This is a genomic window from Rhizobium sp. P1_E6 (assembly GCF_056405875.1).
The window spans coordinates 69326-92158 of record NZ_JBFUBG010000006.1; the positions used below are offsets into that span (position 1 = coordinate 69326).

Below are 22833 nucleotides of genomic sequence, written 5' to 3' on the forward strand. Positions count from 1 at the left end.
TTCCGGCGGGCTCATCCATCACGAAAATCGATATGCCATCACGCATTGTCATAGGATTTGCGCCCGCAAATCCGTTATGAAGGCGTGAACTGGAGATATGCATGTCGATTGTAAGCAGCCTCAGCCCGCGCGCCGTCGCAGCGCCAGAAAGCGGGATCGTCGAAGTCGTCAATTACGCCCGTGGCCGTGAAGGCCTTCTGCCGCTCTGGGTTGGCGAAGGCGATCTTCCCACGCCCGATTTCATCAATCAGGCCGCCATGCAGTCGCTCGCCGCCGGCGAAACCTTTTATACTTGGCAGCGCGGCATCCCCGAGCTGCGCCAGGCGCTCTCCGATTATTACGCCAGACATTTCGGCATCCGTCTTCCGGTTGAGCATTTCTATGTGACCGGTTCGGGCATGCAGGCGATCCAGATCGCCGTCCAGGCAATAACCTCACCCGGCGATGAACTTGTCTATCTGACGCCCGCCTGGCCGAACATTGCCGCAGCGCTTGAGATCGCCGGCGCCCGCTCCATCGGGGTCGAGCTGCAGTTCGAAGGTGGCACCTGGGCGGTCGATCTCAACCGTATCGAGGCGGCCATCACCCCGAAGACCCATGGCCTCTTCGTCAACACCCCGTCGAACCCGACCGGCTGGACCGCGACGAAGAAGGATCTGGCCGATATCCTGGCACTGGCGCGCAAGCATGATCTCTGGATCATGGCCGATGAGATCTATGCGCGTTATTTCTATGCTGGCGGCCGCGCGCCGTCCTTCCTCGACGTCATGGAGCCCGGCGACAAGATCATCTTCGTCAATTCCTTCTCCAAGAACTGGTCCATGACCGGTTGGCGCGTCGGCTGGATCGTCGCGCCGCCGGAAACCGGGCAGGTGCTGGAAAACCTGATCCAGTATTCGACCTCGGGCGTCGCACAGTTCATGCAGAAAGGCGCGGTCGCGGCGCTCAACGAAGGAGACGCCTTCGTGCAGTCGAATATCGACAAGGCAACCCGCTCCCGCGATATCCTCTGCGATGCGCTGATTGCCACCAACCGCGTCCAGACGCTGAAACCCGATGGCGCGCTCTATGCCTTCCTCAAGATCGACGGCGTGACCGACAGCCGGAAGACTGCGATCGACATTGTCGACAAGACCGGCGTCGGGCTTGCACCCGGTACGGCCTTCGGACCGGGCGGTGAGCTTTTCCTGCGCGCCTGCTTCCTGCGCGATCCGGCTCAGGTGATAGTCGCGGCCGAGCGGCTCTGCGACTATATCCTGAAGCTCTAGGCGGAACGGCGTAGCGCTTCCGGTAGCACCGGTAGCAGCGTCACATTCCGACCCTCAACGATGATGACTTCGCCGTCTCTCAGCGGCTGAAAGGGCGTGCCGGCTTCTTCAAGGAAGTTGACGGTCTTTTCGGCAGCTTCGGCCTCATCATGGGCCGAGCGATAGTGGGGGACGATGGAGAAATCGACGAGTCCAAGCCCGTCCCACAGGATCGCCTCGTCATAATCAGGCGCGAGCTGCTGCGGATCATCCATGATGTCGATACCATCAAGCGAGGGTGCCGCAACGACTGCTCCAGCGCTGAAGCCGCCATAGACGAGTGCATCCTTGCGCAGCAATTCCGCTATGATGCGATCAAAGCCGCTCTGCCGCATGGCCCGCCGCAGGAGAAAAGCATTGCCGCCGACAGCCCAGACGAAGTCGAAGCGAGCAAGCGCCTTTTCCAATGCATGCGGCTGTCCGAAATAGTGCCGCAGGTCGAGTTCTTCCGGCTCGATCCCCCAATCGGCAAGATCTGCCTTGGGATCGTAGATATTGGCCTCATAGGCGAGCCGCGCCTCGGCCGGAACGAAGTCCAGCGCATTCTGGATGACGGCCGCGCGCCTTCCGCCCTTGAGGAGTTTCTTCAGCCGGGCGGCACTTGCGCCGAGCCGATAGGATGACAGGTAGAGCCTCATCGATGCCGCTCCCCGTTTTGGAGAAGCAGGTCACGAACCGGCATTGCGAGAAGGTCTTGTGCCACGAGAAGTCCTTTGCGTGAGGCGGACATCGGGGCAGAAACAGAAAACCCCGCGCGTGTCCGGCGGGGTTGGGTCGGGTGTAGTGAACAGTTTCAGGTCACAAGCCGACGCCCCCACCGCAAAGGGTGGTCGTCATGCCCATCGTCATAGCCTGAAACGCGAGGTTGCTCATGCCGCTAATTTGCCCCGCCGCGTGCGTGATGTCAACGAGCCCAAAAAGAGGGGTCGCGAGCCGGTTTCGTCCCAAAAACGGCTGGTCGATAAAATTGTAGCAAAGCCCGAAATCCGCCTCTAACCACGTCCCCAAACATACCGGCCGCAAAGGCTTTCCGAGGCTGTTTGATAACAAAATCGGAAGGGAAAAAGCCGTTCTGATGCTCCCGAAAAAAGATAAAACAGGGAATGCAGACATGGCGGTTCTGGTAACAGGTGGGGCTGGATATATCGGCAGCCACATGGTGTGGACGCTGCTCGATGCCGGTGAAGATGTCGTCGTGCTCGACCGGCTTTCTACCGGTTTTCGTTGGGCCGTGGCGCCGGCCGCGCGCTTCTATCTCGGCGATGTCGCCGATCCCGACATTTTGAAGAAGATCTTCATCGAAAACGATATCGAGGCGATCATCCATTTCGCCGGCTCCGCCGTCGTTCCTGTATCGGTTGCCGATCCGCTCTCCTATTACGACAATAACTCGGGCAAGACGCGTGTGCTGCTGAGCGCCGCGATCAAGGCCGGCATCCGCAACTTCGTCTTCTCCTCGACGGCCGCCGTCTACGGCCAGCAGAAGAGCTCTGCTCCGGTGAAGGAAACGGCGCCGCTCAATCCGGAAAATCCCTACGGCCAGTCGAAGCTGATGACTGAAATGATGCTGCGTGACGCCGCCGCCGCCTATGACTTCGGCTATGTGGCGTTGCGTTACTTCAACGTCGCAGGCGCCGATCCGCAGCTGCGCACCGGCCAGTCGACCTCAGGCGCGACCCATCTCATCAAGGTCGCCTGTGAGGCCGCACTCGGAAAGCGCGACAGCATCGCCGTCTATGGCTTCGACTACCCGACCCATGACGGCACCGGCGTACGCGACTACATCCATGTGAGCGATTTGACAGCGGCGCATTTGAAGGCGCTCCAGCATCTGCGCCAGGGTAGGGGGCCACTTGTCGCCAACTGCGGCTATGGCAGCGGCTATTCCGTGCTCGATGTGTTGAACATGGTCACCCGCTTGAACGGTCACTCCTTCAAGATCAACATGGCGCCGCGCCGACCGGGCGATGCGGCAAGCGTCGTCGCCGATGCGACGCTTGCCCGCCGCGTCCTGGACTGGGCGCCGAAACACGACTCGCTGGAAACCATCGTGCGCAGCTCGCTCGACTGGGAACTCTTCCTGATGAACAAGAGTGTCGACGATCTGCACAGCATTCATCGCGCGCTGGCTGCAGCCTCCTTCTGAGCTGCAACCGAACATTTACCATCCCGGCGTAGATGTGGGTGGCTGACGTTACGTGAATAAGGAATAGTCAAACTTTCTCTGGCTCGCTTCAGCCAAGGGAAAAGGGATCATGAAGAACTTCATAGCCTCATTGCGGCTGCAAAAAGATAATCCGAAGTTTCTGGTGGCGCAGTTCAAAGCTCTGTCATCGCAGATTCCGATTCTGTACGTTCTTCTTGTCATCAACGCGCTGGCAGTGGCCATCACCCACATCAAGTCGGCGCCTCTTTGGCTTTCGCTCTACATTCCCGTCGGCCTCAGCATCGTCTGCGTCTTCCGCCTGTGCTGGTGGGAGATCTGTGGCAAGGAAAACGTCACGCCGGAGCGTGCGTTACGGCTGATGAAGGTGACCCAGGTAGGCGCCACGATCCTGACGATCGGCTTCGGCGGCTGGGCCGTCGCGCTCTATCAGTATGGCGATGCCTCACAGCAGGGCCAGATCGCCTATTTCCTCGTCGTAACCGGTATCTCCTGCGTCTTCTGTCTGATGCATCTGCCGCTCGCCGCGGCGATCACCACGGTCATCACCTTCACTGCCATGGTCGTGACCTTCCTCTTTTCCGGCAATCCGGTTTTCGTGGCCACGGCGGTCAGCGGCTTGTTTCTCGTGCTGCCGTTCCTGCGCGTCATCAACAGCTACTTCCAGAATTTCACCCATCTGGTGCGGCTTGCCGAGGAGCTGAAGGAGAAGCAGGCAGAAGCCGAGGAACTGAACCTCGTCAACAGCCGCAATGCGCTGCAGGATCAGTTGACCGGTCTCGCCAACCGCCGCAGCTTCTTCCTGTCGCTCGAAAAGATGCTGCTGGAGCATCCGACTTCGCCGCCTGTCATCGGCATCATCGATCTCGATGGCTTCAAGCCGGTCAATGATGTCTTCGGCCATTCGGCCGGCGACCTCGTATTGAAGGAAACGGCGCGCCGCTTCGTCGCGCTGTTGGGTGATCAGGGCATCGTCTCGCGCCTTGGCGGCGATGAATTCGGCATCATCTTCCCCTCCGATATGACGCTCAGGGCCGTCTCCGACCTCGGCCTGGCGCTATGTGCAGCCGTCCGTGAGCCCTTCGACATTCCGGACGGTTCGGTGCGCGTTTCCGGCTCCTGCGGCATCGTCTATCCTGACGCGGGCGAATACACTGCCGAAGATCTCTACGAGAAGGCGGATTTCGCGCTCTATCAGGTCAAGAGCAAGCGCACCGGCGGTGTGGAATTCTTCTCGCCGGAACACGAAAAGATCCTGACGCAACGCTACCTGATCGAGCTGGAGCTGCAGGCTGACAATTTCGCCAAGGAGTTGAAGCTCGAATATCAGCCGATCATGGAGCTGCGCAGCGGCCGCGTTGTCGGCTTTGAGGCGCTTGCGCGCTGGGATAGCGCCCGCTTCGGCCGCATCAGCCCGGATGCCTTTATTCCGGCTGCCGAACGTACCGCCGTGATCGGCCGCATGACGCGCATCCTCTTCAGCCAGGCGCTCGACGCACTGAAGATCATGCCGGCCCATCTGCGCGTGTCCTTCAACCTGTCCGCCCGCGATATCTGCGACCACGAAACTTCGATGGCCCTGCTTGCCATGATCAATCGATCCGGTGTCGATCCCAAACGCATCGAGTTCGAGATCACCGAGACGGCGCTTCTCTCCGATTTCGACACAGCCGATCAGGTGATCGGCGTGCTGCGTGCTGCCGGTATCTCGATTGCGCTCGACGATTTCGGCACCGGTTATTCCAGCTTGAGCCACATCCATCGCCTCGCCTTCGACAAGTTGAAGATCGACAAGGCCTTCGTCATGAATTTCGATCGCGATGCGCGTTGCATGAACATCACCCGCTCTGTCGCCAATCTCTGCCAGAACCTCGGCATTGCCTCCGTCGCGGAAGGTGTCGAAAGCGAGGATGTGGCGGAGGCACTGAAGGGCCTCGGCGTGCGGCTGGCGCAAGGCTATTACTTCTCCCGGCCGCTGCCGCTGGAGCTGGCGATCGACTACGCGATGCGGTGCGATGTCGCCGTTTCGCAGTCCCTCTCGGCCTGATTGATCAGCCAGCCACTGGAACCCCGGCTCAACCCCGTCTATTCCTAGGGCAGGAGCGAGGTGGACCATGGACAAAAGCAATCAGAACGAAGTCATCGTTGAACGACGTGGTACGGCAGGTCTTATCCGGCTGAACCGAACAAAGGCGCTGAACAGCCTGACCATCCCGATGGTGCGCGCAATTGCCGCCGCACTTGATGATTTCGCCGGCGACCAATCCGTGGCGAGCGTCGTCGTGATGGGCGAGGGCGAACGCGGCTTCTGCGCCGGCGGCGATATCCGCGCCATTCACCTAAGCGGGCGCGCCGGCGACGGCTTGGCGGAAACGTTCTGGCGCGAGGAATTTCGCCTCAATCACCGTATCGCCAATTATCCGAAGCCCTATGTGGCGTTGATGGATGGCATCACCATGGGCGGCGGCGTCGGCCTTTCCAGCCACGGCGGCCACCGTATCGTCACCGAGCGCACCCGCCTTGCCATGCCGGAAACGGGCATCGGCTATTTTCCCGATGTCGGTGCCACTTGGCTGCTGCCTCACATGCCGGGCGAAAGCGGTACATGGATGGCCCTGACGGGGCTGGATATCAATGGCGCCGATGCCATCCATGCTGGACTTGCTGATTTCTACATGCCCTTCTCGCGTCTGGAAGAGGCAGTCCAGCGTCTCTCGGATCTGCCTTTGGGAAGCTCGTCAGACGATGTCGACGCGGCGCTGCGCAATCTATCGGATCAGCCGGGCGAAGGCAGGCTGCAGGCCAATGCCACGATGATCGACCGCGCCTTCCGCTTCAGCCGTGTCGAGGACATCGCGTTGGCCCTCGCTCAGGAAGAGGGCGAGTTCGCAGCCGAAACCCGTCGCGTGATGCTCACACGCTCGCCGACCAGCCTCAAGCTCACCTTGCGGCTGCTGAGAGCCGGCCGCCAGAGCCGTACGCTCGGCGAATGCCTGGCCCGTGAGCTCAGCGCCTGCATGCAGATCCTGCATGGTGCGGATTTCTACGAAGGCGTCCGTGCGGCTGTTATCGACAAGGACCGTAATCCGAAATGGTCGCCGCCGGCAATCGCCCTGGTCAACGATGAAATGATCGGCCGTTTCTTCGAACCCGCCAAGCCACCGCTCGCGCTTTAGCGCCATCTGGTCAGGAGAGGCTCTAACGCCACATGCCGCGCATGCGTGCACCGACATCGATGCGCACCTGCCGCGCCTGCTGGGCCGCCGCCGTTTCCGCTTTGGCCTGCGGCCAGCCGCAGACCTCGAAGAACTGCAGCAGCGTCGCGGGAATGAAGCGGCTGCGTGACGCATAGACGTGCCGGTCGCCCTGCGAGTTCTGCCCATAGGTGAAAAAGCGTTGCGGCACGACGAGATCGAGGCTGTCCTTGGCGCGTGTCATCGCCACATAGAGCAGCCGCCGCTCCTCCTCTATTTCTGCCGTCGTGCCGACAGCGAGATCCGAGGGGATGCAGCCATCGATGACGTTCAGCATGAAGACCTTGGTCCATTCCTGTCCCTTGGCCGAATGGATGGTCGAGAGGATGAGATAGTCCTCGTCGAGCAGCGGCACGCCCGCCTGATCCGAGGTTGCGTCGGGCGGATCGAGCGTCAGTTCCGTCAGGAAGCGCTCGCGCGAAGCATAACCGCCGGCGATCTGCTCGAGCTGCACGAGATCGGCAAGCCGGGCGCTCGCATCCTCATGCAGCCTTTCAAGATGCGGCTCATACCATTTCCGCACCAGTTCGATCTCGGCAGGCCAGCCGGCCTTGCCGGTCTTCAGTTCCTGCATGGTGGACACGAACGAGGTCCAGTCGTCGCCCGAGCGCGGCGGCGCAGGCATGGTGGCGAGCGCCGTCACCGGGCTTGGGCCTTCTGCCATATGGTCCAGCACCTTCTGTGCCGTGGAAGGCCCGACCCCCGGCAGGATCTGCATCAGCCGAAAGCCCGCCACCCGGTCGCGCGGGTTCTGGGCAAAGCGTAATGCCGCCAGCATGTCTTTCACATGCGCGCTATCGAGGAATTTCAGCCCCCCGAACTTCACGAAGGGAATGTTGCGGCGGGTGAGCTCCACTTCCAGAGCGCCGCTATGGTGCGAGGCGCGGAAGAGGACGGCCTGGCTTTTCAGCTTCACGCCCTCTTCGCGATGGTCGAGAATCTTGTCGGCCACGTAGCGCGCCTGATCATTCTCGTCGCGCACCGTCACCAGCCGCGGCCGCTCCGGCGATTCCCGCTCCGTCCAGAGGTTCTTGGTGAAGCGCTCGGAAGCAAGGTCGATGACGGCGTTCGCCGCCGCAAGGATCGGCTGGGTCGAGCGGTAGTTGCGGTCGAGCGTGACGATATTGGCGGCCGGGCTGAACGACGCCGGAAAATCGAGAATGTTGCGCACTGTGGCCGCGCGGAAGGAATAGATCGACTGCGCATCGTCACCGACAACGGTCAGCCCATGCCCGGTTGGCTTGAGGGCAAGCAGGATCGAGGATTGCAGCCTGTTGGTGTCCTGATATTCGTCGACCAGCACATGGTCGAAGCGGCTGCCGATATCCTCTGATATCAGCGGTTCGGCCACCATCTGCGCCCAGTAGAGCAGCAGGTCGTCATAATCGAGCACGTTCTGGCTCTGCTTTGCCTCGACATAGCAGGCAAACAGCTCGCGAAGCTGCTTTTCCCAGGTCGCGCACCAGGGAAAGGCATCGCGCAGCACCAACGGCAGTTCCGCTTCCGAGTTTACCGCGCGGGAATAGATGGCAAGGCAGGTGCCCTTGGTTGGAAACCGGCTTTCCGTCTTGGAGAAGCCGAGCTCGTGGCGCACGAGGTTCATCAGGTCGGCACTGTCTTCCCGGTCATGGATGGAGAAGGCCGGGTCGAGGCCGATCTGCTCGGCATAATCGCGCAGCAGTCGTGCGCCTATGCCGTGAAACGTGCCACTCCAGGCCAGCGCATCTGCCATCATGCCGGAATTCTTGCCAAGGACCTCGCCGCAGATGCGCTCGACGCGCCGGCCCATTTCGGCAGCCGCCCGACGGGAAAAGGTCATCAGCAGGATGCGGCGCGGATCAGCACCCTTGAGGATCAGATGTGCTACGCGATGGGCAAGCGTATTCGTCTTGCCGGAGCCGGCGCCGGCAATGATAAGCAGCGGCCCCGCAATATGGCTGCCTTCGATGAGCGTGCCGTGCTCGACGGCCAAACGCTGCTGGGGGTTGAGCTTTTCGAGATACATCCAGCGGTCCGGTTGGCTCTCGCCGGAGAATCACCAGCGCGAGTGTTAGACGTTCCTTGAATGTTCTTGATTGCCGCTCCTGTCAAGCAGGCACGGGCTACCATTCACGACACCATCGGCCCGAAAATCGAGTTCGTTTTCGGAAAGCCAGATGCATCGGCCAATAGAGGTAGAGGGTCCTTTATGCGTCCAAATGGACGCACGGCGCTACTACGGAAAATCCGGCACGATCTGGCGCCGCACCAGCTTCAGGCTGCGGTCGGGCTGGAGTATGTAGGTTTCGTAAACGTGCTGGCCCTGCTGATCGTAGAAGTCGTTATGGACGACACTGCCGATCGGCGATTTCGTCAGCTTCGTGCGCGGCTGGCCGCCATAGGTGATGCTGCCGGGAATAGGCTCCAGCGCCGGCGCGTCAGCAGCCGAACAACCCGCCAGAAGAGCGGCGGCAAAAAGGGCCGGCAACTGAGCTTTCATCATCGTCTCCTCCAGCCGCAATCGCACAAAGCGGCTGCAAGACCATCAAGATCCAGGCGCCACCATACTCTCAACTTTGCTTCCAGCCAGCAGCGGCTGGCAACAAACGTCGTCTTCCGGCGTTAAGTCTGTATTAGCCAATGTCAGGAACGATCATGGTACTGCGCTTTCAAAGCTCGTTAGTCCACGAGGAAGCCTGCATGCAAGGCCACAACGCGGCTGCTACGCGCGCGTCCGTGGAAAGCGCCCTGCATGCCGCAGCCGACCTCGATGCGGCCGAAATTGTCGTCTCGACCCTCGGCTCCTACGTCATTCTCGAAGGTTTCGTGCGCAGGAAGGGCGATAGTGAGCGGGCACTGGCGATTGCCGAGGATATCGTCGGAAGCGGTTATGTGCATTGCCGCATGCTGCTCAGATAAATCACGTCTTCCCACAGGTATTCTCAAGGAACCAACTCCCCGTCTCGTGTGTTGAAATGCTGGATTTCAATGCTGGAGACAACAATGCAAACGCTGATACGCCTCTGGACCGCGGTCCTTCTTCTCGGATGCGGCGCCTTTGCCGGGTCCGCTTATGCTTCCCTTGAACCAGATACGAATTATTCGGTCTTGCCGAAGGACGAAATAGCGCTGAACGAATATACCAACGCCTCGCTCTGCGAGCCGTCTGCACCGCACTATCTGCCGTCCTTCATCCGCACGGCAGATGGCACAATCATCGGTGTTGGCTATATTCAAGTCGGTGACGAGAATACTTCTGACTGCTGATGGTATATTTGAAATTCCTGTCAGACGAGGCTCGTCTGTAGTCTCCCGTAGAGGGTGACGAGCCTCTAACCATCATCATGATGGCTGGCGTCGTTCTATTGATGAACGGATGAACGGCGCAATGCCTTTTGAGACAAAGCCCCGCACGAGCTCCATGCAGGGTTAAGTGAAAATTAAGCATTGCTCCGTTTCGGAACGGATCCGGCTTTTGCTGTCCGGTGTCGCCGCCGAAAGCTTAATGCACTTTAAGCTTTGCTTCCTCGGCCGCCGCCATGAACTCGGCGCGTGCTTCCTCGACGGTCTTGCGGCCATCAAGCGCGGCGCGGCAGGCGCTGCGTGCCTTCAGATATTTCAATCCGCGTGCGGCAGGCCAGAGCTCGGTAAGGCAGGCCAAGGCATCGAACGGTCCGTTAACCGTGCGTGCTCCCGCATCATCGAAACCTACCTTGATCGGACCATTCCATCGTTCAGTCGCCATCGATGCTCCTCCAGCATGTCTCGATAGAAACATTGAATGAAGCCTTCGAGTTCCCTCTGCGAAGACTCCAGAATGCTAATATTCTAACGAGATTTTCGCCGACAGCAATGGCGACCGATTGGGACGGTGCATAATGACTTCGGAGGAGAAACTGGTGCTGCCGAGTGGGATTGAACCACCGACCTCACCCTTACCAAGGGTGTGCTCTACCACTGAGCTACGGCAGCAGGACCAGACGCGTGAAGCGGAAACGCTCAATTCGCGTGAACGGGGCGGCTATTGCCACAGCTTCGGCAGGAGTGCAAGCCGCAAATTCCAACTTCTCTGGGAATAACGTCCCGCCCACTTTTGGATTGGCGCGAATTCGGTTAATTCTGGGGCATGAACGAAGAGACTGAAAAGGCCCGGCAGAGCCGGAAAGCGGCCATGGAAGCACAAGCGGCATTGCGCCGCGAGCGGGCGGCCGAAAAGCTGAGAGAAAATCTTTCGCGACGCAAACAGCAGGTGCGCGCTCGCCGATCCGGCGAGGCGGACGAGGCGAATGGGCTGCCCGCCGCGAAAATGCCCGCCGCAAAAATGGACGAATCGTAATGTTGCTTGCGCGACGAATTGAAGCGTCGGGGGATTTGCTCTAAACACCCCCACTTCTTGCCTGGCCCCCACAGGCAAAACTTTTGAGGAAAGGCGGGCCTCGCCCGTAAGTGCACATGGATCGTATCAGAATTGTCGGCGGTAATGAGCTTAACGGCATCATTCCGATTTCCGGAGCCAAGAATGCCGCGCTGCCGCTGATGATCGCCTCGCTGCTGACGAGCGATACGCTGACGCTGGAAAACGTTCCGCACCTTGCAGATGTCGAATTGCTGATGCGCATCCTTGGCAATCATGGCGTCGACGTTGCCGTCAACGGCCGCCGCGAGCGTCAGGAAGATTCCTATGCCCGCACGATCCATTTCACCTGCCGCACCATCGTCGATACGACCGCTCCCTACGAGCTGGTTTCGAAGATGCGCGCTTCCTTCTGGGTCATCGGACCGCTCCTGGCGCGCGAAGGCTATTGCCGCGTTTCGCTGCCGGGCGGCTGCGCCATCGGCACGCGCCCGGTCGATCTCTTCATCGAAGGCCTGACCGCGCTCGGCGCGACGATGGAAATCGACGGCGGCTATATCAACGCCCGTGCGCCGCAGGGTGGCCTCATCGGTACGCGCTATACCTTCCCCAAGGTTTCGGTCGGCGCAACGCATGTCATGATGATGGCGGCGACGCTTGCTCGCGGCACGACCGTGATCGGCAATGCTGCCCGCGAGCCCGAGGTGGTTGATCTCGCCAATTGCCTGAACGCCATGGGTGCGAAGGTCTCCGGCGCCGGCACCTCGACAATCACAATCGAGGGCGTCACCTCGCTGTCGGGCGCGCGCCATCGCGTTCTGCCCGATCGTATCGAGACCGGCACCTACGCCATGGCGGTCGCCATGGCCGGCGGCGATGTCGTGCTTGAAAACACCGATGTAGCCTTGCTCGATACGGCGCTGGAAACGCTGCGCCGCGCCGGCGCAGAAATCTCGGCGACCAACAACGGCATGCGCGTCAAGCGCAACGGCGCAGGCATCAGCCCGGTCGATATCGTCACCGATCCCTTCCCGGGCTTCCCGACCGACCTTCAGGCGCAGTTCATGGCGCTGATGACGCGCTCTTCCGGCATCTCGCATGTCACGGAGACCATCTTCGAAAACCGCTTCATGCATGTGCAGGAGCTTGCCCGTCTCGGCGCGAAGATCTCATTGTCTGGCCAGACGGCCAAGATCGAAGGTGTCCAGCGGCTGAAGGGCGCGCCTGTTATGGCGACCGATCTTCGCGCTTCCGTTTCCCTCGTCATCGCCGGCCTTGCCGCCGAAGGCGAGACGACGGTTTCCCGCGTCTACCATCTCGATCGCGGCTTTGAACGGCTCGAAGAAAAGCTGACCCGCTGCGGCGCCATCGTCGAACGCATCAGCGAGTAAGAAAGGGCGCATATGCGCCCTTTATCCCGGTTGCGTATTTGGTCCGAGCGCCTTATCTCCGTTGTCTGACAGATCGCCGCAGGCGCGGCGGCAAGGACATGGGATAGACGCTGGATGACGGACCTGAAGCTTGTTGCGCTCGATGTCGAAGACCTTGCGGTCATTTCTGCGCATATGCAGGACAGCGTCTTTAAGGTGGCCGACATCGACTGGTCGCCGCGCGACAAGCAGTTCGCGATCGCCACCAACCGTTTCGTCTGGGAAGAGGCGGCGCGCAAGCGCAAGGGCTTCGAACGCCGCCGCGCTGCTCTTGTTTTCAAGCGTGTGCTTTCCGTTCGCTCGATCGGCATCGACCGCGCGCGGCGTGATGACGTACTGTCGTTGCTCGCCCTGCGTTTCGAGCAGAGGGGCGAAGGACCGGAAGGCACGCTCGAACTTTCCCTGTCAGGCACGGCTTCCATCGTTCTCGATGTCGAATGCATAGAAGTGCAGCTTGCCGATGTCGGCGGCGCCTGGGAAACGGTTTCCAAGCCGCGCCACCCCGGCACCTGAGCGCAACAGTTTCGAGCAAAGAAGGAATTCCGGCCTTGGCAATCTGGCTCAATCAGGCATCCAACGGTTTCGAACAGCGCTTCGCGGCCTTTCTGACCACCAAACGGGAGGTCTCCGAAGACGTCAACGCGGTGGTACGCGCCATCATCGATGATGTGCGTAGCCGCGGCGACGTCGCTCTCGCCGAATATTCGAAGAAGTTCGATGGCATCGACTACGCCGTCGTGCCGATGCGCGTCAGCGAAAAAGAGATCGACAACGCCGTCGAGGTCGTCCCCTCGGAAGTGCTGGGCGCGCTGAAAGTCGCAGCCCTCCGCATCGAATCGCATCACCGTCGCCAGCTTCCGAAGGACGATATCTACGAGGACGATATGGGCGTCGGTCTCGGCTCGCGTTGGACGGCGATCGAAGCCGTTGGTCTTTATGTACCTGGTGGCACGGCGAGCTATCCGAGTTCGGTGCTGATGAATGCCGTCCCGGCGAAGGTCGCCGGTGTCGAGCGTATCGTTATCGCCGTGCCGGCAACGGGCGGTTCGGTCAATCCGGCGGTGCTGGCGGCGGCCAAGCTTGCGGGCGTCAGCGAGATCTACCGCGTCGGCGGCGCGCAGGCGATTGCCGCGCTTGCCTACGGTACCGCGACCATCGCGCCGGTTGCCAAGATCACCGGCCCCGGCAATGCCTATGTGGCCGCCGCCAAGCGCCATGTCTTTGGCACTGTCGGTATCGACATGATTGCCGGCCCTTCGGAAGTGCTTGTCATCGCCGACAGGGACAACAACCCGGACTGGATCGCCGCCGATCTCTTGGCGCAGGCCGAGCATGACGAGAGCTCGCAGGCGATCCTGATCACCGACGACGAGGAATTCGGCAAGTCGGTCGAAGCCGCCGTCGAACGCCAGTTGAAGATGCTGAACCGTGCGGAAATCGCGGCGGCCAGCTGGCGAGATTTCGGCGCGATCATTCTCGTGTCCGATCTGAAGGATGCAATTCCGCTCGCAAACCGTATCGCCGCCGAACATCTCGAACTCGCCGTCGTCAGTCCCGATTTCTTCGTGGACAGGATCCGCAATGCCGGCGCGATCTTCATCGGCGCACATACACCTGAAGTCATCGGCGATTATGTTGGCGGCTCCAACCATGTGTTGCCGACGGCGCGGTCCGCTCGCTTTTCATCCGGCCTTTCGGTTCTCGATTTCGTCAAGCGCACCTCGATCCTGCGGCTCGGGCCGCAGCAGCTTCGTGATCTCGGGCCGGCTGCGATTGCACTTGCCGTTTCCGAAGGCCTCGATGCACATGCGCGATCGGTTGCGATCCGCCTGAACCTCGAAAGGTGAGGGGATGGGCAGGGACAACTTTCGGCTCTGCGACGTTGTCCTTGACGATTCGATCGGCCGTTCGACGCCTGATGTCGAGCATGAACGGGCGGTGGCAATCTTCGATCTGATCGAGGAAAATTCCTTCGCGCCATCAGGCCATTCCGGCGGGCCTTATCGGCTCAATATCTCGCTGGTCGATTCCAAGCTGGTGTTTTCCATCACCACGGAAAAGGGTGAGGATGTTGCCACGCACATCCTGTCGCTGACACCGTTCCGGCGGATCGTGAAGGATTATTTCATGATCTGCGAGAGCTACTACGAGGCGATCCGTTCCGCCTCGCCGAGTCGCATCGAGGCGATCGACATGGGGCGGCGCGGTATTCATAACGAGGGCTCGCAGACCCTCAAGGACCGGCTCTCCGGCAAGATCGACGTCGATTTCGACACCGCCCGCCGCCTCTTCACGCTGGTCTGCGTGCTCTACTGGCGCGGATGACGGCGATGGAGCCGCACGTCGAAACCGAGGATGGGAAGCGGCCCGGCGCCATTCTCTTCATGTGCGGCCTGAATGTCATCCGCTCGCCGATGGCGGAAGTGATCGCCCGTAGTATTCTGCCGGCCAATACCTACATACGGTCTGCCGGTGTTCGCGCCGGCGAACGCGATCCGTTCGTCGATGTGGTGCTGGAGGAAATCGGCCTTTCGCTCGGCCGCCGCCAGCCGCAGACGCTGGAAGAGCTCGAAGACGATTATTTCGACCTTATCATCACGCTCTCGCCGCCGGCCCATCACGCCGCCCTCGAGCTGACGCGCTCCAGCGCCGTTGATGTCATCTACTGGCCGACCATGGATCCGACCGTTGCGGCCGGCACACGCGAGCAGATATTGGATAGCTATCGCGAGGTTCGTGATCACCTCGCCGGCCTTATCGAGAGCCGGCTACTCAAGAGAAATGGCATCGCCGCGCAATCGGCATGAAACAAAAGATAGAAAGCCCGATCTACGAGGTTCACAAATCCCCGTTGATTGTGTAGTTTCCGCGCAAATTTTGAGGCGCCGTGCGCCTTTTGCCCAACACACAGGAAGAAAACCCTTATATGCCGAAAGAAGAAGTCCTCGAATTCCCGGGTATCGTGACCGAACTTCTGCCGAATGCGACATTCCGCGTGAAGCTTGAAAACGAGCATGAGATCATTGCTCACACTGCTGGCCGCATGCGCAAGAACCGCATCCGTGTTCTCGCCGGCGACAAGGTGCTTGTGGAAATGACGCCCTACGACCTGACGAAGGGCCGCATCACCTACCGCTTCAAGTAAGCTTGGTCTGCCTAGCTCGATAAGCTTCCGCTCCCGCCTGCCGATGGTCGAGGTTCCATGGCGCTGAAATACAAGCTCATTCTGGCCTCGGGCTCGCCCCGCCGCGTCGATCTGCTCAATCAGGCCGGCATCGAGCCTTCGCGTCTGATGCCGATGGATATCGATGAGGCGCCGAAGAAGTCGGAGCATCCGCGCTCGCTCGCCCGTCGCCTATCGGGCGAAAAGGCGGAAGCTGCACTTGCGGCCATCAAGGGCGACATCACCTGGAAGGGCAGCTATATCCTGTCCGCCGATACGGTCGTCGCCGTCGGTCGCCGTATTCTGGGCAAGGCCGAATTCGCCGATGAGGCGTCGAACTCGCTGCACCTGCTCTCCGGGCGCAACCACGTGGTCTATACTGGCATCTGCCTGATCACGCCCGACCGAAAAGTGCGCCAGAAGATCGTCGAGACCAAGGTGCGTTTCAAGCGCCTGTCGAGTTTCGAGATCGAAAACTACATTGCCTCGGGCCAATGGCGGGGCAAGGCCGGCGCTTATGGCATCCAGGGGCTGGCAGGCACCTTCGTGCAGAAAATGGTGGGTTCCTACACCAATGTCGTGGGACTGCCGCTTTATGAGACCATTCTGCTTCTGACCGGCGAGGGCTTTGATGTCCACAGCCGTTGGCCCGAGGGCTGATCTCCTGCTAGAGCTCCGTGCGTCCATTTGGACGCACAAAGGACGCTCCACCTTTTGAATCTACGCATCGGGCTTTCCGAAAATCGGTCCGATTTTCGGGTCGATGCTGTAGGAGGAAACCATGTCTGATGAAATGAAGACTGGCGGCAAGGTCGAGCCGCTGCGCAAGACGCGTCCCTGTCCGGAATGCGGCAAACCGTCGAACCGCGAACACTWTCCCTTCTGCTCCAATCGTTGCCGCGAAGTAGATCTGTCGCGCTGGCTGACGGGTTCCTACGCCATTCCCGTGGCGGACGACGAGACGAAGGCGGATTATCCCGACGAGGAAAGCTAGATCAATTCAGCAAAAGTGTGCAGCGGTTTGCGTCCGGAATTGCGCAAAAACAATGAGGTAGAGCATTTCCCGGATTCGAAGAAAAACGGAAGTGCTCGACAGTTTTCCACCGCGAAGCCCTTATTTTTCCTCGCAAATCGCCAAAATCTCCGGGACCGTCAAAAAACTATCATTTGATGCTTGCCATGGACGAACAAGATGCTATAACCCCGCTCGCTTCCGGGGCGCACCAAGGCCCCGACATTCGAAAGCGGAATGTTTTTGTGAAGCAGGTTAGCCCAGGTAGCTCAGTTGGTAGAGCAGCGGATTGAAAATCCGCGTGTCACTGGTTCGATTCCGGTCCTGGGCACCATTAATTCCCGGAAAGCATTGATTTCCCGGTTTTATAGATTCTCTCATATGTTTTGTATCGACCTTTTGACGCTCGCTAGGGCTCTTTCTCACGATGTCGTGGAAAAACTCCGCCGACTCACCCGCGTCCTGCACAGTGATTCCAACTGGTTGGCGATCTGACTCGTTTGGGACGGCGCATGCTATGACTGATATATACAAGCCGCCATACGAATAGCGGGAGAGGTGGGCCAGTCGACATCAGGACTTCACGGGCCCAGACGGTGACGCCATCCTCTGACATCCAACTCGACACCACTACCTCGAACTGAACGACGTGGGATGGAACGGTGGCTTTGCCCTTGGGTGCGGCAGCTGATCATACCGTAACAAACGGGTGGGCGGGTATGGTGCGTGAGGCGTCTCAGCCGGCCGAGGAACACTACGAGAAGCTAGGAGTAGTACGCAAACCGTGCTCGCCCTAGGTTTTGCGGAACAGCATCGGTTTTGCCAGATAGTGAACGACACCTCGCCCCGAGAAGCTTTTTCTCGCGAGGTTTGTAAGGGCTTCATCGAAAGCGAAGCCGTGTTTTGCGAACTTCTCTATCCAATAGGAATTTGGCTGCTCGTTGACATGGTTAAGGCCGCCCTGCCCCACAACGGCCGCCGTTAAGAATATCGAGTTGCTGGCGCTGGCGAGCTTGGAGACAAAGACATCCGCGTGGCGCGGCTCAAGATGTTCAGCCACTTCGCAACATACTGCCAGATCCCAAGGCGAACCTGGAATGGTTGCTGCCGGAACTGTCAGATCGAAAGTCTCGAACGACAAACCCTTGCGAAGCAGATATTTTTTTGCTGCAGCAGAATAGTCTAACCCAAGAACTTTCACGCCTCTTTTATTCAGAGCCTCCATCAGGTGCCTGGGGCCGCAGCCTACGTCCACCACGCTTTTTGGATCTATCTCTTTTACGATCCACTCGCTTATTGCCCTTAACGCTGTTGGCTTCGTCCCTCTCAACTTCATCATAGTAAGACTTTGAATATATATCGCTGCCAAACGTCTTTGCCACGAGTGGCATGATCCAATTTTGTCCCTTGATCATCTGCCGCATTCCCGGTGGTGTTCGCCGTCTAATCGCGTCGTATATCGCAGCGCGCACATCAACCTCCGTACAAAGACCAGGTGAGATTCGGGGCAAAATTCCCTGTAGGCGAAACTCAACTCACAGACAGACGTGACGTGAGTTCTGTAACTGTTTCACATGTGCGTCGCTTTTGGAGCCTCGACTATTGGTGCGGGCATATCAGGCACTGGTTGCATTGCTCACTGTCCAAATTGGTTTTCTACGACGTTTTAACTACGCATGTACTCGGAGTAACCGGCCCTGCCGCTCCGGCGTAAAAATAACGGCATCAGGGCTACGGCACGACGGTCGGCCAGTCCTTTTCTCATTTTTGTCTCTGGCCATCACATCCCGTTGAAAGTCCGGGTGTCGAGCTCGGATTCCGCTTCGGYAAACATCACCAGGCGGAACCTCCCGCCGCCATCGCCGTTTATGGCGAATGGCCCGTCAAACATTCTGGAAAGGTTATCTGAAGCTCTCGCTTGTCACCGCGTCGGTTTCGCTGACGCCGGCGACGACGGAGTCGAGCAAGGTGCGGTTTCATGTGCTGAACCGCGCAACGAAGAACCGTGTCGAAAGCCGCTATGTGGATAGCGTCACGCACAAGCCCGTCGCCGAGAAGGATCAGGTGAAGGGCTATCCGCGTGGCGAGGATGATTATGTCTTGCTTGAGGATGAAGAGATCGAGGAAGTGGGACTGGAAAGCACCCGTACCATCGATATTGACACCTTCGTGCCGCGCGGGTCGATCGATTGGATCTGGTACGACAAGCCGCATTTTTTAGCGCCGGAAGACAAGGTCGGTATAGAAGCTTTCTGTGTGATCCGCGAGGCGATGAAGGCCAGTGATGTCGTCGGCATCGCCCGGCTGGTACTGTACCGGCGAGAGCGCGCCGTTCTCCTGGAGCCGCAGGGCAACGGCATCATTCTCTGGACGCTGCGCTATGGCGACGAAGTGCGCGAACCGGCGGCAGAACTCGACATGAAGGCGAAGGTCGATGGCGAACTGATGGCTTTGATGAAGCGACTGGTGAAGGAGGAGACGAAGGAGTGGAGCCCTTCGATGGTGCAGGACCCTATCCAGAAACGGCTGAAAACGCTGATCCGCGGCAAGGAGAAAAGCTTCAAAAAGGCAGCCCCGGCCCGCAAGCCTGCGCCCGTCAAATCCACCGGCAATGTCATCAACATCATGGATGCATTGAAGAAGAGTCTGGCCGCGGAAGGTGGGCGCGGCAAGTCGCGGTAGTCTCCCGCAGAAATCCCTTCTCACTCGTCCCCAGCGGGTACCTTTGGCTGTTCGGCGCTCCTCAAGCGCCGAGCGCCACAAACTATGTGATGGGGAGGGTTTACAGCGAAGCTCTATCGCTTCCGCGTCTGCAACGGTTTGGCCGCGGCGAAGAATCCATCCCACGGATCCTTTGGAAGCGCATCGAGCCGCGCCGGCGTATTGTCGACGGTGAAATAGGCAGGGCCGATCTCGGCTGTCAGCTCGCTCCATTCCAGCGGCATGGAGACCGCAGCACCCGGGCGCGCTCGGGCGGAATAGGCGGCCACCGCGGTATTGCCGCGCCCGTTCCTGAGGTAGTCGATGAAGATCTTGCCGTTGCGCTTTGCCTTGGTGGCGGTTGCAAGGTAGCGGTCGGGATCATCCTTCGACATGCTGTCCGCAAGCCATTTGGCAAAACCCTTCACCTGGTCCCAGCCGGCCTTCGGCTCCAGCGGCGTCACCACATGCAGGCCCTTGCCACCCGATGTCTTGACGAAGGCCGCAAGACCTTCGTCCTCGAGGCGCTCCTTCAACTCGTAAGCCGCCGCTATCACATTCTCCCATGGCACATCCTCACCTGGATCAAGGTCCATGGTGATCATGTCGGGTTTTTCCCAATTGTCGGTTGTCGTACCCCATGGATGGATTTCCAGCACGGCGGATTGCACCAGGGCCACGACGCCGTCGAAATCGGTGACGCGCAGCAGCTTCTCTCCCCCCTTGTCCTTGGGGTCGGTGATCTCGTCGATATGTTCGTTCATGCCTTTCCATGCATGTTTCTGAAAGAAACGCTGATGGCCGGAAATGCCGTCGGGCAGGCGCAGCAGGGCAAGCGGCCGGTTGACGACATAGGGCGCCATGAAGCGCCAGACCTGAGCATAATAATTGGCGAGACCTTCCTTGGTGACGCCCTCGTCCGGCCAGTAGATGCGATCGGGATGGGTCAGCGTCACGGCTGATTTCGGCAGGTTTTTCGCGGTCGTCTTTTCCATCTCGCGCACAACGTCCTTTGCCGGCTTGTCCTCCCGCAGTCCGCGGAAGGCCGCGTGGCGCAGGTTACCATCCGCCGACCATGCGCGGAACTCCACTTCGGCCACGAGTTGCGGCTTGACGTAATGCAGGCCGCGCCGCTCTTCGGCGCTCAGCTTGTCGTCGAAGGAATTCTGCTTCAGCTCGATCGCCGACAGGCGTTCGTAAAGCAGCTGCGCCGTCGCAACCGTATAGCCGGTGCCGACGCGGCCGACATGCTTCAGCGCGCCGTCTTCGTAATAACCCATGGCAAGCGAGCCGATGGCATTCTTCATGGCGGTCGAGGGCATATAGCCACCGATGACGAATTCCTGCCGCTGCGAGCATTTTGACTTGATCCATTCACCCTTGCGGCCTGAGACGTAGTGGCTGTCGCGCTGCTTGGAGACGACGCCTTCGAGACTGAGCCGGCAGGCATGGTTCAAAACCAAACCACCGTTCTCGTTGAAGTGCGCGCTGTAGCGCAGTTTGCCGCTATTTTCGGGAATGAGCTTCTCAAGCAGATGTTTGCGCTCGAGAAGGCCTACGTCGAGCAGGCTGTATCCATCGAGATAGAGGAGGTCGAAAGCATAGAAGACGAAGCGGTCGTAGCGGCCTTCACTGAGATCGTGTTGCAGGGCGGAGAAATCTGATGCGCCGGTATCGCGCTCCACCACCAGTTCACCATCGATGACGGCCGTTTCAGTCGGCAAGGAAGCGAAGGCATCGACAATGTTCCGGCCGAATTTTTCCGTCCAGTCGAGACCGCCGCGTGTAAGCATCGTTACCCGCCCATCCTCGATCTTCACCTGCAGCCGGTAACCGTCGAACTTGATCTCGTGGATCCAGCGTTCACCGGCCGGTGGCTTGGGCTTCAGCTTGGCGAGCGCCGGCTCGATGAAGTCGGGCATATCAGCTTTTTTCGCGCCCTTCGGCCAATCCTGCTCTTTCGGGGCAGGAGACTTTGCCTTCCTCACCGGAGTCCCGGCTTTTGCGGCAACGGCCTTGCCGCCTTCTGGTCTGGAGTGCCAGGTGGCATCAGGATTTTCCGCCACCTCTTCGAGTTGCCGACCGGTCTTGGCGGATTCGGGACGCTCCTCGAGGATATCGGCCTCGCCCTCATTGCGGGCTTCCTCGTCCTCACCCTTGATGAGCAGCCAATTTTCGCGTTTTTCGCCGGCCTTGCCATGCATGCGCACGAGATGCCAGCGCCCTTTCAGCTTCTCGCCGTCGAGTTCGAATTCCAAGTGGCCTTTCTTGTAGGCTTTGCGCGGATCGCCTGTTGGAGTCCAGACGCCGCGATCCCAGACGATGACCGTGCCGCCGCCATACTGGCCTTTTGGAATGATGCCTTCGAAATCGCCGTAGGTGAGGGGATGATCCTCGACATGCACTGCAAGCCGCTTGTCCTCGGGGTTGAGGCTCGGACCCTTGGTGACGGCCCAGCTTTTCAGCACGCCATCCATCTCAAGACGGAAATCATAATGCAGGCGCGTGGCGTCGTGCTTCTGGATGACGAAACTGTTGCCTGTCGCCCGGCCTTTCCGGCCGCGCGGCTCCGATGTGATCTTGAAGTCGCGTTTGGCCTGATAGGTTTCGAGAGCCATGGTCAGCCGGCCTTTCTGCTGCTTCTATCGGAGGTCTTGCGTGCGGCAGGCTTCTTCGCCGGCGCCTTGCCGCCCATCTTCGCACTTTGGCGCAGCGCCTCCCTGAGATCGACCACCTTGCGCTCCGGCTCGCGCTTGCGCTTCGGCGGCGCGCGACCTTCAATCTTGGCTTTCACCAGTTCGACGAGCGCGGATTCGTAGCGGTCGTGATACTCGCTCGGGTCGAAACTGCCTTGTTTGGTGCCGATGATATGGCCGGCAAGTTCCAGCATTTCCTTGTCGAACTTGATATCGGGAATGTCTTTGAAAATGGAGCTTGCAGAGCGCACCTCATAGTCGAAGTTCAGCATGGTCGCGATGATGTGGTCGTCATGGGCACGGATGAGCAGCGTCCGGTTGCGGCGGAAGAGCACGGCTTCGGCAAGGGCTGCCACCTTGCCGTCAAGCATGCCCTTGGCAATCAATGCGAGGGCTTCCGCATCATGCTCGTCGACTGGCGCCAGATAGTAGGGGCGGTCGAAATAGAGCTTGTCGATCCCATCGCAGGGAATGAAACCTTGCACATTCAGCACCTTGTCGCTTTCGGGCATGATCTCGGCAATCTCGTCGCCTTCGATGACGATGTAGTCGCCGCTCTCCATCCTGTAGCCCTTGACCTGGTCGTCGCGCTCCACCGGTTTGCCCGTTTCGCTATCGACGAACTGCCGCTCGACGCGATGGCCAGTCCTGCGGTTGACGATGTTGAAAGAGACACGGTCGGAAGAAGAAACAGCCGTATAAAGGCCAACGGCGCAAGCGAGGTCGCCGACCTTCAGATGGCCCTTCCAGCTCGCGCGTCCCGCCATCGCGTCC

23 protein-coding genes and 2 tRNA genes are annotated in these 22833 nt (G+C 59.6%); 17 read left to right on the forward strand and 8 right to left on the reverse strand.

Annotated elements, in window-relative coordinates; all coding sequences use genetic code 11:
- Positions 1–101: 101 nt before the first annotated feature.
- Complete coding sequence (locus AC1D35_RS05760; protein ID WP_113306968.1) at positions 102–1268, forward strand: pyridoxal phosphate-dependent aminotransferase; 1167 nt, start codon at positions 102–104, stop codon at positions 1266–1268.
- On the opposite strand, the gene AC1D35_RS05765 is transcribed toward AC1D35_RS05760, so the two are convergent.
- On the reverse strand, positions 1265–1945 hold the full coding sequence (locus AC1D35_RS05765; protein WP_113306967.1) for a Type 1 glutamine amidotransferase-like domain-containing protein: 681 nt from the start codon (positions 1943–1945) through the stop codon (positions 1265–1267). The genes AC1D35_RS05760 and AC1D35_RS05765 overlap by 4 nt on opposite strands.
- Before the next feature lie 473 nt (positions 1946–2418).
- Here AC1D35_RS05765 and galE point away from each other — a divergent pair, with 473 nt between their 5' ends.
- The 3 genes from galE (at position 2419) to AC1D35_RS05780 (ending at position 6647) form a co-directional block, all read left to right on the forward strand.
- Entirely contained in the window at positions 2419–3453 is a 1035-nt protein-coding gene (gene galE, locus AC1D35_RS05770; RefSeq protein WP_113307076.1) for a UDP-glucose 4-epimerase GalE, read from the forward strand.
- A gap of 109 nt (positions 3454–3562) precedes the next feature.
- On the forward strand, positions 3563–5518 hold the full coding sequence (locus tag AC1D35_RS05775) for an EAL domain-containing protein (RefSeq protein ID WP_113306965.1): 1956 nt from the start codon (positions 3563–3565) through the stop codon (positions 5516–5518).
- A 67-nt stretch (positions 5519–5585) separates the two neighbouring features.
- Positions 5586–6647, forward strand: coding sequence for an enoyl-CoA hydratase/isomerase family protein (locus AC1D35_RS05780; RefSeq protein WP_113306964.1), 1062 nt, complete (start codon positions 5586–5588; stop codon positions 6645–6647).
- Between the two features lie 22 nt (positions 6648–6669).
- Here AC1D35_RS05780 and AC1D35_RS05785 read toward each other — a convergent pair whose 3' ends face one another.
- Together AC1D35_RS05785 and AC1D35_RS05790 are read right to left on the reverse strand one after the other, a co-directional pair.
- Entirely contained in the window at positions 6670–8730 is a 2061-nt protein-coding gene (locus AC1D35_RS05785; protein WP_113306963.1) for an ATP-dependent helicase, read from the reverse strand.
- A gap of 210 nt (positions 8731–8940) precedes the next feature.
- On the reverse strand, positions 8941–9204 hold the full coding sequence (locus AC1D35_RS05790) for a hypothetical protein (RefSeq protein ID WP_113307075.1): 264 nt from the start codon (positions 9202–9204) through the stop codon (positions 8941–8943).
- Positions 9205–9359: 155 nt separating this feature from the next.
- Here AC1D35_RS05790 and AC1D35_RS05795 point away from each other — a divergent pair, with 155 nt between their 5' ends.
- Positions 9360–9623, forward strand: a complete 264-nt coding sequence (locus tag AC1D35_RS05795) for a BON domain-containing protein (protein WP_113306962.1) — start codon at positions 9360–9362, stop codon at positions 9621–9623.
- Positions 9624–9707: 84 nt separating this feature from the next.
- On the forward strand, positions 9708–9971 hold the full coding sequence (locus tag AC1D35_RS05800; protein ID WP_113306961.1) for a hypothetical protein: 264 nt from the start codon (positions 9708–9710) through the stop codon (positions 9969–9971).
- 235 nt (positions 9972–10206) lie between these two features.
- On the opposite strand, the gene AC1D35_RS05805 is transcribed toward AC1D35_RS05800, so the two are convergent.
- Positions 10207–10449, reverse strand: coding sequence for a DUF982 domain-containing protein (locus AC1D35_RS05805; protein WP_113306960.1), 243 nt, complete (start codon positions 10447–10449; stop codon positions 10207–10209).
- Between the two features lie 152 nt (positions 10450–10601).
- Positions 10602–10676, reverse strand: a tRNA-Thr gene (locus AC1D35_RS05810).
- Between the two features lie 154 nt (positions 10677–10830).
- On the opposite strand from AC1D35_RS05810, the gene AC1D35_RS05815 reads away from it, so the two are divergent.
- The 10 genes from AC1D35_RS05815 to AC1D35_RS05860 all read left to right on the forward strand — a co-directional run bounded on the left by AC1D35_RS05815 (position 10831) and on the right by AC1D35_RS05860 (position 16997).
- Positions 10831–11040, forward strand: coding sequence for a hypothetical protein (locus tag AC1D35_RS05815; RefSeq protein WP_113298510.1), 210 nt, complete (start codon positions 10831–10833; stop codon positions 11038–11040).
- Between the two features lie 116 nt (positions 11041–11156).
- Positions 11157–12449 carry a UDP-N-acetylglucosamine 1-carboxyvinyltransferase gene (murA, locus tag AC1D35_RS05820; protein ID WP_113298511.1) on the forward strand — a complete coding sequence of 431 codons (1293 nt, stop codon included), beginning with the start codon at positions 11157–11159 and terminating at the stop codon, positions 12447–12449.
- A gap of 114 nt (positions 12450–12563) precedes the next feature.
- The gene (locus tag AC1D35_RS05825) at positions 12564–13001 is read left to right on the forward strand and encodes a DUF2948 family protein (RefSeq protein WP_113306959.1); all 438 of its coding nucleotides are present in this window, start codon (positions 12564–12566) and stop codon (positions 12999–13001) included.
- Positions 13002–13036: 35 nt separating this feature from the next.
- Positions 13037–14335, forward strand: a complete 1299-nt coding sequence (hisD, locus tag AC1D35_RS05830; protein ID WP_477854290.1) for a histidinol dehydrogenase — start codon at positions 13037–13039, stop codon at positions 14333–14335.
- 4 nt (positions 14336–14339) lie between these two features.
- Entirely contained in the window at positions 14340–14813 is a 474-nt protein-coding gene (locus AC1D35_RS05835; protein ID WP_113306957.1) for a UPF0262 family protein, read from the forward strand.
- Positions 14810–15295, forward strand: a complete 486-nt coding sequence (locus AC1D35_RS05840; protein ID WP_477854291.1) for an arsenate-mycothiol transferase ArsC — start codon at positions 14810–14812, stop codon at positions 15293–15295. Before AC1D35_RS05835 ends, AC1D35_RS05840 begins: the two co-directional genes overlap by 4 nt.
- 119 nt (positions 15296–15414) lie before the next feature.
- Positions 15415–15633, forward strand: a complete 219-nt coding sequence (gene infA / locus AC1D35_RS05845) for a translation initiation factor IF-1 (RefSeq protein ID WP_003545338.1) — start codon at positions 15415–15417, stop codon at positions 15631–15633.
- 57 nt (positions 15634–15690) lie between these two features.
- Positions 15691–16311, forward strand: coding sequence for a Maf-like protein (locus tag AC1D35_RS05850; RefSeq protein WP_007821131.1), 621 nt, complete (start codon positions 15691–15693; stop codon positions 16309–16311).
- 121 nt (positions 16312–16432) lie between these two features.
- Entirely contained in the window at positions 16433–16645 is a 213-nt protein-coding gene (gene yacG / locus AC1D35_RS05855; RefSeq protein WP_477938340.1) for a DNA gyrase inhibitor YacG, read from the forward strand.
- A 276-nt stretch (positions 16646–16921) separates the two neighbouring features.
- A tRNA-Phe gene (locus tag AC1D35_RS05860) sits at positions 16922–16997 on the forward strand.
- Between the two features lie 459 nt (positions 16998–17456).
- Here the strand turns inward: AC1D35_RS05860 and AC1D35_RS05865 are convergent.
- Positions 17457–18002 (reverse strand): class I SAM-dependent methyltransferase, encoded by a 546-nt coding sequence (locus AC1D35_RS05865; protein ID WP_162748410.1) that lies wholly within the window; start codon positions 18000–18002, stop codon positions 17457–17459.
- A 536-nt stretch (positions 18003–18538) separates the two neighbouring features.
- Here AC1D35_RS05865 and ku (AC1D35_RS05870) point away from each other — a divergent pair.
- Positions 18539–19345 carry a non-homologous end joining protein Ku gene (ku, locus tag AC1D35_RS05870; protein ID WP_113306954.1) on the forward strand — a complete coding sequence of 269 codons (807 nt, stop codon included), beginning with the start codon at positions 18539–18541 and terminating at the stop codon, positions 19343–19345.
- Between the two features lie 113 nt (positions 19346–19458).
- Here ku (AC1D35_RS05870) and ligD read toward each other — a convergent pair whose 3' ends face one another.
- Positions 19459–21981: a DNA ligase D gene (ligD, locus tag AC1D35_RS05875; RefSeq protein ID WP_113306953.1), complete on the reverse strand. Its 2523-nt coding sequence runs from the start codon at positions 21979–21981 to the stop codon at positions 19459–19461.
- Between the two features lie 2 nt (positions 21982–21983).
- Entirely contained in the window at positions 21984–22826 is an 843-nt protein-coding gene (ku, locus tag AC1D35_RS05880) for a non-homologous end joining protein Ku (protein ID WP_113306952.1), read from the reverse strand.
- Between the last annotated feature and the right edge of the window lie 7 nt (positions 22827–22833).

Excerpts from the sequence above, each read along its gene's own strand:
- infA (WP_003545338.1), top strand. The coding sequence starts at position 15,415 with ATGCCGAAAGAAGAAGTCCTCGAATTCCCGGGTATCGTGACCGAACTT.
- AC1D35_RS05850 (WP_007821131.1), top strand. The coding sequence starts at position 15,691 with ATGGCGCTGAAATACAAGCTCATTCTGGCCTCGGGCTCGCCCCGCCGC.
- ligD (WP_113306953.1), bottom strand. The coding sequence starts at position 21,981 with ATGGCTCTCGAAACCTATCAGGCCAAACGCGACTTCAAGATCACATCG.
- AC1D35_RS05790 (WP_113307075.1), bottom strand. The coding sequence starts at position 9,204 with ATGAAAGCTCAGTTGCCGGCCCTTTTTGCCGCCGCTCTTCTGGCGGGT.
- ku (WP_113306954.1), top strand. The coding sequence starts at position 18,539 with ATGGCCCGTCAAACATTCTGGAAAGGTTATCTGAAGCTCTCGCTTGTC.
- murA (WP_113298511.1), top strand. The coding sequence starts at position 11,157 with ATGGATCGTATCAGAATTGTCGGCGGTAATGAGCTTAACGGCATCATT.
- AC1D35_RS05835 (WP_113306957.1), top strand. The coding sequence starts at position 14,340 with ATGGGCAGGGACAACTTTCGGCTCTGCGACGTTGTCCTTGACGATTCG.
- AC1D35_RS05815 (WP_113298510.1), top strand. The coding sequence starts at position 10,831 with ATGAACGAAGAGACTGAAAAGGCCCGGCAGAGCCGGAAAGCGGCCATG.
- AC1D35_RS05785 (WP_113306963.1), bottom strand. The coding sequence starts at position 8,730 with ATGTATCTCGAAAAGCTCAACCCCCAGCAGCGTTTGGCCGTCGAGCAC.
- AC1D35_RS05840 (WP_477854291.1), top strand. The coding sequence starts at position 14,810 with ATGACGGCGATGGAGCCGCACGTCGAAACCGAGGATGGGAAGCGGCCC.
- AC1D35_RS05800 (WP_113306961.1), top strand. The coding sequence starts at position 9,708 with ATGCAAACGCTGATACGCCTCTGGACCGCGGTCCTTCTTCTCGGATGC.
- AC1D35_RS05795 (WP_113306962.1), top strand. The coding sequence starts at position 9,360 with ATGGTACTGCGCTTTCAAAGCTCGTTAGTCCACGAGGAAGCCTGCATG.
- AC1D35_RS05805 (WP_113306960.1), bottom strand. The coding sequence starts at position 10,449 with ATGGCGACTGAACGATGGAATGGTCCGATCAAGGTAGGTTTCGATGAT.
- galE (WP_113307076.1), top strand. The coding sequence starts at position 2,419 with ATGGCGGTTCTGGTAACAGGTGGGGCTGGATATATCGGCAGCCACATG.
- AC1D35_RS05780 (WP_113306964.1), top strand. The coding sequence starts at position 5,586 with ATGGACAAAAGCAATCAGAACGAAGTCATCGTTGAACGACGTGGTACG.
- AC1D35_RS05760 (WP_113306968.1), top strand. The coding sequence starts at position 102 with ATGTCGATTGTAAGCAGCCTCAGCCCGCGCGCCGTCGCAGCGCCAGAA.
- AC1D35_RS05865 (WP_162748410.1), bottom strand. The coding sequence starts at position 18,002 with ATGATGAAGTTGAGAGGGACGAAGCCAACAGCGTTAAGGGCAATAAGC.
- AC1D35_RS05765 (WP_113306967.1), bottom strand. The coding sequence starts at position 1,945 with ATGAGGCTCTACCTGTCATCCTATCGGCTCGGCGCAAGTGCCGCCCGG.
- AC1D35_RS05775 (WP_113306965.1), top strand. The coding sequence starts at position 3,563 with ATGAAGAACTTCATAGCCTCATTGCGGCTGCAAAAAGATAATCCGAAG.
- ku (WP_113306952.1), bottom strand. The coding sequence starts at position 22,826 with ATGGCGGGACGCGCGAGCTGGAAGGGCCATCTGAAGGTCGGCGACCTC.
- AC1D35_RS05825 (WP_113306959.1), top strand. The coding sequence starts at position 12,564 with ATGACGGACCTGAAGCTTGTTGCGCTCGATGTCGAAGACCTTGCGGTC.